The 10,434-nt window shown below is 70.0% G+C and carries 10 protein-coding genes; all 10 read right to left on the reverse strand.

Annotation, left to right across the window (positions count from 1 at the left end):
* Positions 1–177: 177 nt before the first annotated feature.
* Positions 178–1,188, reverse strand: a complete 1,011-nt coding sequence (locus tag I55_RS14695) for a radical SAM protein (protein WP_049974141.1) — start codon at positions 1,186–1,188, stop codon at positions 178–180.
* Positions 1,189–1,191: 3 nt separating this feature from the next.
* Positions 1,192–2,664 carry a B12-binding domain-containing radical SAM protein gene (locus I55_RS14700; protein WP_044561338.1) on the reverse strand — a complete coding sequence of 491 codons (1,473 nt, stop codon included), beginning with the start codon at positions 2,662–2,664 and terminating at the stop codon, positions 1,192–1,194.
* Between the two features lie 15 nt (positions 2,665–2,679).
* Positions 2,680–3,483, reverse strand: coding sequence for a class I SAM-dependent methyltransferase (locus I55_RS33105; protein WP_049974142.1), 804 nt, complete (start codon positions 3,481–3,483; stop codon positions 2,680–2,682).
* Positions 3,476–4,876, reverse strand: a complete 1,401-nt coding sequence (locus I55_RS14710) for a B12-binding domain-containing radical SAM protein (RefSeq protein WP_044561339.1) — start codon at positions 4,874–4,876, stop codon at positions 3,476–3,478. Before I55_RS14710 ends, I55_RS33105 begins: the two co-directional genes overlap by 8 nt.
* Entirely contained in the window at positions 4,873–6,363 is a 1,491-nt protein-coding gene (locus I55_RS14715; RefSeq protein ID WP_044561340.1) for a B12-binding domain-containing radical SAM protein, read from the reverse strand. The genes I55_RS14710 and I55_RS14715 overlap by 4 nt, the downstream gene beginning before the upstream one ends.
* Positions 6,364–6,459: 96 nt before the next feature.
* Complete coding sequence (locus I55_RS14720; protein ID WP_044561341.1) at positions 6,460–8,619, reverse strand: SLBB domain-containing protein; 2,160 nt, start codon at positions 8,617–8,619, stop codon at positions 6,460–6,462.
* Positions 8,564–8,743 carry a hypothetical protein gene (locus tag I55_RS37075; RefSeq protein ID WP_159107200.1) on the reverse strand — a complete coding sequence of 60 codons (180 nt, stop codon included), beginning with the start codon at positions 8,741–8,743 and terminating at the stop codon, positions 8,564–8,566. The genes I55_RS14720 and I55_RS37075 overlap by 56 nt, the downstream gene beginning before the upstream one ends.
* A gap of 3 nt (positions 8,744–8,746) precedes the next feature.
* On the reverse strand, positions 8,747–9,463 hold the full coding sequence (locus I55_RS14725; RefSeq protein WP_044561342.1) for a polysaccharide biosynthesis/export family protein: 717 nt from the start codon (positions 9,461–9,463) through the stop codon (positions 8,747–8,749).
* Positions 9,464–9,491: 28 nt separating this feature from the next.
* A complete protein-coding gene (locus I55_RS14730; protein WP_148293744.1) occupies positions 9,492–10,025 on the reverse strand; it encodes a hypothetical protein in 534 nt (177 codons plus the stop codon).
* The coding region (locus tag I55_RS14735) for a glycosyltransferase family 2 protein (protein ID WP_044561344.1) at positions 9,973–10,434 on the reverse strand (462 nt) is incomplete at its 5' end. The genes I55_RS14730 and I55_RS14735, both read right to left, overlap by 53 nt.

Below are 10,434 nucleotides of genomic sequence, written 5' to 3' on the forward strand. Positions count from 1 at the left end.
TGAACACCCCCGGCCAAACGACGAAGGACCGCCCCCGGATCTTCTCGAACACCGCCCGGCCCAGGCGCCGGCGCAGCACGGCGCGCTTGGCCGCCGTCCATGGCGTCCACAGCAGGCGGGTGGCGGCGGAGACGGGCGGCGGTGGCGGGGCCGGCTGGGGATGACTCATCACGATGCTCATAGCTTGAGGGTGCAGACGCAGCGCCGGCAGACCGGATCGGCGTCCATGTCCAGGCTGGCGCGGAAAGCGCGCGCCGCCGGCCCGTTGAGGACGTCCGCCAGGCCGCCGTCACGCAGGTTGCCGATGGGGTCGTGGAAGAAGCAGGGCCGCACCGTGCCGTCGGCTTCCACCACCGTGGAGACCCAGGGCGCGTTGCAGCGCACCGGCGGGGTCGGCCCCAGCCCGTGTGCCGCGCGGAACTGCGTCCCGATGCGGCGCAGGCGGGTGGGGGTTTCCTGGATGTAGCGGCGGGCGAAATCGGCGGCGTGGCTGGCCGCCATGCCGTCGATCACCGCATCCAGCGCGTCGCACTCGGCGGGAGCCAACCCCACCTCGTCCACCCGCGCGTCCTCCCATCCCTGGGGCCGGTTGAAGGCGGTGGAGGCAAGGTCCGCGCCCAAGAAGGAGATGCCGTCCAGGCCGATCCCCTTGGCGGCGTCGACGATGGCGGGCAGCTCGCGGAAATTGCCCCGTTGCACCACGCAGCGCGCCGCCACGGGATAGCCCGCGCGCCGCCGGCGCAGGGCGGCGACGCCGGCGGCCAAGGCCTCATAAGCGCCCGCGATCCCCCGGATGCGATCGTGCGTCGCCGCCGTCCCGTCCAGGGAGACGATGACCTCATCACACCAGGTGACGATGTCAGCGGCGTGGCGTTCCAACAGCAGGCCGCTGCTGAGCAGGGTGATCTTCACTGGCAGGGCTTTCAACGCCGCGCACAAGGCCCACAGGTTGGGATGCAGCAGCGCCTCGCCCCCCGACAGCACCACCCAGCGCACGCGCAAGGCGCGGAGATCGGCCACCAGCCGCACCACCGCCGCCTGTTCCAGGCTGGCGCCGCTGCGGTTGGCCTTCCAGATGTCACACATGACGCAGCGGCAGTTGCAGCGGCTGTGCGGCATCAGTGTCACCACCGGCACCCGCCCCAGGCGCCGGCCCCGCCAGGCGCGCGCTATGGCCCCGTCCAGCATGCCCTAGAACCCCTGGATCTCAGGGCGCTGGTAGGGGAACACCTTGTCCAGCAGGCGCAGTTCGATGGGGAAGTCATAGAATTCCGTCCGGTAGCGCCAGGCCGCCACCGTGCGCAGGGCGAAGCGGCCGGTGCGGGTCAGCCGGGTGTCGGTCATGGTGGGATAGCGGGCGTGCAGCACCCGCTGGAAATTGCCGATCTTGCGGCGGATGCGATCGTTCATCCACGGCAGGTTGGACGACAGGTGCTGGGCGAACTTCTCCCATTTCGCTTCCGTCCAGGTCGCCACATCCTTGGGGTATTCGAAGCCCGCCGCCTGCGCCTCCTGCAACATGGCGCCTTCCACCGGCACGGGGCTGTAGATATAGAACACCACCTCGGTCGCCGGATTGACCTTCTTCAGCATCCGTATGAATTGTATGGTGTTTTCCGCGTCCTTCTCCGGTTCCGGCGGATTGCCGATGATGAAGGACATTTCCGGCACCACATCATGGCGGCGCATCTTCTCCGCCACCGCCAGGATGGCGTTGCCGTCCTGCTTGCCGCCCTTGTTCATGCGCTTCAGGGTTTCCAGGTCGCCGGATTCAGCCCCCATGAACACCATCTTCAGGCCGCTGCGGCGCATCTTGGCCCAGGTGGCGTCGCTGAACTTCAGCATGGTGTCGGCCCGGCCGAAGCCCCACCAGCCAATGTCCAGGTGGGTAATGCGCTCCGCGAACTCCGCACAGCGGGCCTCATGGACGAAGAAGTTGCTGTCGTAGAATTCCACCGCCGTGGCGCCATGGTCGCGCACCAGCTTTTCCACCACGGCCGCCGTCCGCTCCGCCGTCTGGGCGGAATAGCGGCCGTTCACCTTGTGCACCACCGCGCAGAAATTGCACTGGAAGGGGCAGCCGTAGCTGGCGTGGTGGGCGATGGTGCGGGACCCCAGGAAAGAGGCGCGGACGTAGGCGTCCATATCCACCCGGTGATAGGGGAAATCCGGCAGGGCGTTGATGTCGGGCACCGGCGGCTTCTGGTTCAGGTGCACCACGCCCGCCGCGTCGCGCCAGCCCAGCCCGGGCAGGCCGGTCACATCCTCCCCCGCCCGCACCTTGGCGACGAATTCGCCGAAGGCCAGTTCGCAATGGCCGCGGAAGATATAATCGACGTAAGCCTCCTGCATCACGATCTGGCCGTGCAGGGTGGGGAAATAACCGCCCCAGATGATGACCAGGCGGGGGAATTCCGCCTTCAGCGCCCGGCAAATGGGGGCGGCGTTGGACAGCTGCGGCCCCGGCATCACCGTGACGCACAGGATGTCGGCCCCCGTTTCCATCAGGGCGTCGCGCAGGGCCGACAACCCGTCCGGCACCAGGTTGCCGTCGATGATGCGATACTCCTCCCGCCCCTCCAGCATGGCGCCCACGGCCAGCAGCGACATGGGCAGGACCGGCTTCTTCGAGGCGGAGCTGACGGGGTTGTAGAATAGGATCATGGAACGGCGCTTCCCTTAGACATGCCGCAACAGGGTCAGGTGATGGTCCGCCAGGGTGCTGAGCGCCCGCCAACCGGCCGCCCGCATTTCCCACCGCATCAGGCGGCTCAAGGCGCCGGGGCGGCGCTCCAGCCCCGCGAACAGGTCGGACGGCGGCAGGAACAGGCCCACCGGGTGGATGGAAAGGGGCTGGAAGGCGGGGGCGAAGGCGCGCGCCACATCGCCCGGCGTCCAGTAACGGATGGGAATGGTGGTGCCGCCGATGGCGGCGGTGGACCGGCCGGACCAGCGGCGGGCGGCGGTGCGCCTCAGCCGGGCGCCGTACCACAGGGTTTCCCAGGCGCAGAAGCGCCCCATGACCACCAGCGCCGCCACACCGCCCGGCGCCACGGCGACGCGCAGCGCATCGGCCACGGGCGCCAGGTCCATGGCGCAGTTCAGCGCGCCGAAGTTGGACACCACCACGTCGTATGGCCCGCCCAGGTCTGCCAGGGCGTTCAGGTCGGCCAGGGCATTCAGGTCGACACGGCGAGTGGCGACACGGTCACCGACGCCCTGCCGGGCGGCCTTGGCCGCCGTGGCCGTCAGCATGGCGGGCGACCCGTCGGCCGCCGTTACCCGGGCGCCGGCATGGGCCAGCCACAACGCATCCTCCCCCGTGCCGCAGCCGAGATCCAGGGCCCGCATGCCCGGCCGGAGATGAGGGGCCACCTGCCGCCAGACGGCATGGCGCAGCCAGCGGCCGGGGATGCTGTGGGCGAAGCCGGCGTCGTAGTCCTCGGTGAAGGCGTCGAAGGCGGTGGCCAGGCTGTCAGCCATGTTCCACCTCATGCCGGGTGGCGTACATGGCGACGCGGCTGCGGGCGGAGGACAGGTGGGCCCTGGCGCGGTGCAGCAGGCCGGCGTCCGGATTGGCCGCCAGGCGGCCCAGCCGGCTTTCCGCCGCCAGCCAGCGCTGGGCATGGCGGTAGAAGCGGCGGGATTTGCGCCCCACCACCGTCAGGGCGCGATCGCTGCTTTCATGCCAGGCGCCGCCGCCGGCGATGCGGTCGGCCACCGTGTCGTGATAGGGCGTGCCCTTGATGGGATAGCTGATGGTGGTCAGCACGTCGTCCGGGGCGGACAGGCGCAGGTGGCGCGCCGTCTCATCGATGTCGGCCCACGTCTCCCCGTCGTAGCCCAGCATGATGAAGGTGCCGGCGCGGATACCCCGGCTCTGAACCAGGGCGATCATCTCGCGCATGCGGGCGGCGTTGGTGCGGCGCTGCATGGCGTCCAGAATGCGCTGCGACCCGCTTTCCGCCCCGATCCAGATGCGGTAACAGCCCAGTTCCGCCAGCAGGTCCGCCACCCGCGCGTTCAGGCGATCCTCCCGCGTGATGGTCTCGAACGGGTAGCGCAAACCCCGGCGCTTCATTTCGGCGGCGAACTGTTCCAGCCATTTCTGGTTGATGGTGAAGACATCGTCGGCGAACCACAACTGGTCGGGCGCGTAGGTGTCGCGGATGGCCTCGATCTCATCCGCCACGTTCTGGGGGGAGCGGCGGCGGTGGCTGTGACCGAAGACGGAGTGGCTGCACCAGTTGCAGGTGTAGGGGCAGCCCCGCGCCACGATGAGGGAGACGGAACGGACGCCGTGATGCGTCTTCCAGGTCCGCAGATAGCGTTCCAGATCGATGGCGCCCCGGTCGGGAAAGGGCTGGGCGTCCAGGTCGGCGATCTGCTTGCGGGCCGGGGTGCGGCGCACACCGCCATCCTCACCGCGATAGGCGATGCCGTGGATCCGATCCAGTTCAGCCAGGCCATGGCGGGCCAGGTGGGGGATCAGCTCGGCCAGGGTCAGCTCCCCCTCCCCGGACACGACGACGTCGCCACCGTGGGCCAAGTATTCCGCCGCGTAGTTCGCGGGCTCCGGCCCGCCGAAAATGACGGTGGCGCCGGCGGCCTTGCATGCCCCGGCCAGGCGCACGGCATTGCCGCGGGTCATCAGGTTGGCATAGATGCCGACCAGCGGGGGCCGCTTCGCCGCCAGCGCGGCCAGGGCCTGCCCCATGTCCATGAAGGTGGTGTCCAGGATCTCCACCGTGAAGCCGCAGGCCTTCAGGTGGGCGGAGATGTAAAGCAGGCCCAGCGGCGGATAGGGCTTCATCACCGCCCGCTCCGCCGGATCCTCCGCCAGGAAATAGCCGTGGGTCAGCAGGATGTCGGTCACGATGCCCCCGTGCCGCCGACCGCCGGGTGGGGCATGAGGCGCAGCAGGTGCAGCCGGACCCAGGATAGGGGAATCGCCACACCGCAATAGGCGATGAAGGCCAGCGCCCGAAGATGGCCGCCGGCATTCCCCCGCCCCATCAAGGCGTCGCGCAACTGCGCCACCGCCCGGCGCAGGCGGAAATCACGGTGAACGTAGGCATGCAGGTGCCGGTAGAAGGCGGTAGTGTAAGGCCCCCGGTACAGCATGGCCATGTCGGACGACACGTCCCAGTGCCGCTTTTCCCGAAGCTGGCTTTGCACCCGGTCATGGAACACCGTCCCCGGCAGGGGATAGGAGACGGAGATGCCCAGCTCATCCGGGCGGGTGGCGCGCAGCAACGCCAGGGTCTCCGCGATCTCCCCCATGCCTTCGCCGGGATAGCCGAACTGCAGGAAATGCCCGACACGGATGCCAGCGGCCCGCAGGCGGGCGGTCGCCTCCGCGATCTCCCCCGTCGTCAGGTCCTTGTCCATGGCGTCCAGGATGGCCTGGCTGCCGGACTCCGCCCCCAGCCAGACGATGTCGCAACCGGCGCGCTTCAGATCCTCCACGGCACCGTCGCGCAGCACCAGGTCGGCACGGCTGAGGCATTTGAACGGCACCTTGACGCCCAGTTCCTCCACCGCCGCCGCGAAGTCGCGCCACCAGCGGGGCTTCAGGCCCATGATGTCATCCATGAACCAGATGTAGTCGGGCGCCGCCAGGCGCACCAGCCGCGCCAGTTCCTCGGCCACCGCCCGGGCGCCACGCACGGCGTAGCCCTGGCCCCAGATGGGCTTCGCGCACCAATTGCAGGAATAGGGACAGCCCCGCGAGGTGACGAGGTTCAGGGCGAAGACGCCGTGGTGCCGTCGCCAGATCTGGCGGTATGCCGCCATATCCACCAATTCCCAGGCCGGCGGCGGCAAGGCGTCCAGGTCGCGCAGCACCTCCCGCCGGGGGGTGCGGACGGTGATGCCGGCCGACCGCCAGGCCAGCCCCCTGATGGCCGACAAGTCTTCCCCGCCCGCGCGCCAGGCGGCCGCCAGCTCGGCCAAGGTCGCCTCCCCCTCGCCCACGATGACGGCGCCGGCACCGGCGTCGAGGTACAGGTCCGGGTGGTCGGCGGCGTCGGCGCTGCAGATGGCCACCCTGGCGCCGGCGGCCCGGGCGGCGGCGATCATGTCCAGCGCCGCCGCCCGCATGGCCGCCAGGCACATCTTGGACAGGTAGTTGAAGTTGTCGTCGTAAAGGACGGCGATGTCCGGCCGCACCGCCGCCACCCGCGCGTTCCAGTCGGTGACGGCGCCGGCGATCATCGCGTCGAAGAAGTGCACGTCATGCCCGCCGGCCTGGAGCGTGCCGGCGGCATAGAGCGTGCCCAGGGGCGGGAACGGCTGCCGTTCCGCCCAGCGCGCCGGGTCCAGATGCTGGAAATAAACACTGCCGACCAATATGCGAGGCATCCGCCATCCCATCGCGGAGGAAGAACGGGACGGGCCCCAGGCGCCGTCCCCATGAACCAAGGACGGAAGCCCGGGGCCCTTTATTCCCTTGAGACGCTATTTGGAGATCACCGCCAGCGAGGCGCCGGTGATGGCCAGCTGGCTGGTGACCTGGATGATGTCCATCAGGATGCTGTCCCAGGTGAAGTGGCGCAGCTTGCGCGGCACGACGATGACGGAGCCGGGCGCCAGCTTGGGAGCGGCGGACAGCCAGCCGCCGCCGTCCACCTGGATGGCGGAGCCGTCGGGCTGCACCACGAAGACATGGTCGTCGTCGGCGATTTCCGTCATGCCGCCGGCCATGGCGATGTAGTCGTCCACGCTGCGGTCGCCACGGAACTGGATGCCGCCGGGGGCCATGACCTCGCCCGACACCACCACGGCGCTGGGCTGGCGCGGCACGACCAACTGGTCACCGGGCTCCATGACCAGGTCCAGTTCCGGATGGGCCGCGATCTCCTTGGGATCAACATGCACCGCCACCCGGCCGCTGGCCGGGCCCGTGCCCTGGCGCAGCCGGCCGATCATCTGGGTGACGTAGGCGATCTCCCCATCCGTCACCTGGGCCTTGTTGCCAGCGTTGCCCACGATGGCGACGATCTGGCGTTCCAGGGCGTCAGCCTCCTTCTGCAAGGTGTCGCGCTGGGCTTCGGCCACCGACTGGCGCAGGAAGACCACGCCCGCCGGATAGGCGGCGTTGGTGAAGCCGCCGGCCCGCGCCAGCACGGACGACAAATGCTCACCCCGCAGGATCTCATACCCGCCGGGGAACTTGACCTCCCCCGCCAGAGTCACGTCGCCCGTGTCGCGGTCGGAGAAGACGGGGTTGAAGCGGACCCGGTCGAAGGGCTTCAGCGTCACTTGCGCGAACTGGTCGACGGGCAGCCCGTAGCTGTGGCGCACGGTGCGCGACAGGCCGGACGCGTTGTCGATGTCGGCCGACGTCACCTCGAAGGCGTGCAGGTCGACCTTGGGCGTCAGGCCGCCCGCCGCCCGCACCAGCTTGTCCAGCGTGGCGCCGGGCATGACCAGGAAGTCACCGGGGCTGTTCACCTCCCCCACCACGGTGACGTGGTAGTTGCCCAGCGTGCCGACCAGCAGGCGGCGGGTGTCGTCGTCCAGGCCGGCGAACAGGCGGAGCGGCGGCCGCCGGGGGCGCTGTGCCAGCGCCGGGTTCAGGTAGGCCGACTGGCCGGCCACCGCCTGCCCCGGTGCGGCGCCCACGGGCAGGCCGATGGGCGTCGGCGTCATCTGGTCCTGGTCATCCTCCGCGCGGGCGGTACTACCGTCCTGGCTGGTGATCACGTCCGGCGGCGCCACGATGCCGGGGTTCAGGCGTTCCTCCTCCGGCCTGGGCGGTCCCTGGTCCTGGGTTCCCGGCCCTTGCGGGTTCAACTGCCCGGCCATGGCGGCGGCATAGGCGGGGTTGGCGGCCAGCAGCGAAGACCCACCGGGCGCGGCACCCGAAACCGGCAGACCTTGCGCGCCCTGCAAGGCCACCAGCTGGGCCAGGCGCGGGTCCGCCGCCAGGGCGGGGTTGGCATTCAGGGCGGCCGACTGCTGGGCCAGGGCGGCGGCCATGGCCGGGTCGGGCACGGGCGGCGGGGCCAGCGGGTCGGGGTGGTCGTTCACCTTGCGCGACGGGTTGCGCTGCACGTCCCCCGCCTTGCGGGCGATGTAGCGCATCTCCGCCACGTTGGTGATGTAGACGACGTCGTTGGATTGCAGCGCCACATCCGCCTTGCCCTCCAGAACGTCGGAGGCGGAGAAGGGGATGACCGTGCGTTGCAGGGTGGCCGGGTCCAGGCGGATGACGGCGTCGGCCAGCAGGTAGGGCAAAGGCCGGCCCACCGTGGGCGCGAACATGTCGGCGGAGGTCAGCAGCCCACGCAAGCTGCGCACGGTTTCCAGGGGATAGCTGCCGTTCAGGGTCGTGCCGCCCCGCAGGTCCACCTTGGCCAGGGAAACGTCGGCGGTGGGGGTCACGAACACGACGTCGCCGTCATGGATGGGGGTGGTGCCGCCCCCCACCTGCGCCATCTCGCGCTTGCCGTCCTCCCGCGTCCGCAGGACCGAATAGCGGTAGCTGCCCCGCACCTCCGGCCCGCCGGCCATGGCCATCAGCGTGGATAGGGGCGCCGCCAGCTGCCACGGGGGCAACTCATAGATGGCCGGGCGCTTCACCTGGCCGATGACGGCCACGGAACTGGTCTGCAAGGGCACAACGATGCATGTCGCCCTCCGCCAGCGGTATGTCGCGCCCCTGGGCATCGCCCATCAGCAGGCTGTACAGGTCCAGGCGGAAGCTGCGCCCGCCCCGCACCACCTGCACGTCGAGCATGGATCATGAGGTCTTGATGCCCCCCGCGAGGCTGAGCGCGTCCATGGCGGTGCCAGGGCGGGACAGGCTGAACAGGCCGGGGGAGTTCACTTCCCCCGTCACGCGCACGGCGATCTGGCGCACGGCGCCAACGGATACCAGCACCTCCGTCCCCGTCAGGGCGCGGCCGGCCGCATCCTCCAGATCCTCCCGGAAGCCGCCGAAGGGCCGGCCGGCGCCGGCGATGGGCGGCAATCCCGGGAACACCACCCGGCCGTCGCGATCCACGCGGGTGCGATAGCTGGCGTTCTGCTGGCCCCGTAGGGTCAGCACGATCTCATCCCCCTCGCCCAGGATGTAGCCATCCTGCAGCGCGCCGCTCTGCCGCACCATCACGGGCCCGCCCCGGCCAAAGACGTCATAGCCGTACTGGCGAATGGGCTGGCCGGCGCGGGCGCTCATCAGCCGTTCGATGGCGGAGGGTGGGCCGTAGGGCAGCGGTCCCTGCCCCTGCTGCCCGGCCGGGTTCTGCACCTGCACCTCGGGCTGCAGCGACGGTACGGTGGACTGGCCGGTCAGACGCTGCTGCACCGTGCGCAGCAGGTCGCCCGTCAGGTCGCCGCCGTTGCCGCCGCCCAGCAGTTGCGACAGGCCCTGCGCCCGGGCCAAGCCCGGCGCCACACCGGACGCCAGCGCCGCCAGCAGCAGTACGCGATGGCCCCATCTGTTGCCCGACGTCATTCTCGCCCCATTCAGTTTCATCATCGCCTCAGGCCCGGATGAGCCAGGGTGTGCGGTACAGCGCCTGCCGCAGCAGCAGGCGCAGCAGCCAAATCCAGGACGGGGCCGCAGAGACCAGGGCACCGGACCAGGCCCAGGCGTCCCGCAGGTTCCCCCGGGTGAGCCAGGCGGCGCGCAGCAGCAGGCTGGCGCGGATCTTGCGATAGTCAGGCGCCACCCGCGCCGCCTGGCAGGCCCATTGCATGACCGGCACGTCGCTGGCCAGGCGGCCGTGCGGTGTCATGGTCCCGTGGAAGCGCCCGCGCCGAGAACGCCAGCAGGTGATGGGCTGATCCAGATAAACGACACGGTCGCTGGCGACGCGGGTGAATACGGCGGTGGCCAATTGGTCGATGTGGCTGTCGTCCAGCGGATAGAAGCGCAGGTGAGCCTTGCAGCTGATGCAATACAGGTTGGCGCCCAGGGGCCCATACAGCATGGCCCCCCGGGCCAGTGATTGGGCCAGGAAGTCACCCGCCTCCACACCCTGGCCGCCCGCCCAATGGATGCGGCGGTGCGACACGGCGGGTCCGCAGCTCCGCATCCGTGACCTGGTAGCAGGCGATGTCCAGACAGGTGCCGGCCCGCATCATGCAGTCGCGCAGCGTGATCAGCCCCGTGCCCCGGATGGTGTCCCCCACCATCAGCAGCAGGGCGAAACAGAAGCCCATCCCCTCCGCCACCCGCATCGCCTGGTTCCAGTTGGCCACGCGGCCCAGGTTTTCCTCGTTGAGGTGGATGGTGATGGGCGCCCCCCGCGCATCCAGGGCAGGCAGGGCGTCCACGCTGCCATCGGTGGAGGAGTTGTCGCAGACCACGATCTCATAACTGTCCGGCGGCAGGCCGGCGGCGGCGGCGGACGCCACCGTCTCCGCCAGCAGGGCGCCACCGTTGTATGTCGGAACCAGGATGGCGATCTTGGAGGTCCGCAT

This window comes from Azospirillum sp. B4, assembly GCF_000333275.1.
Taxonomy (GTDB): Bacteria; Pseudomonadota; Alphaproteobacteria; order Azospirillales; family Azospirillaceae; genus Nitrospirillum.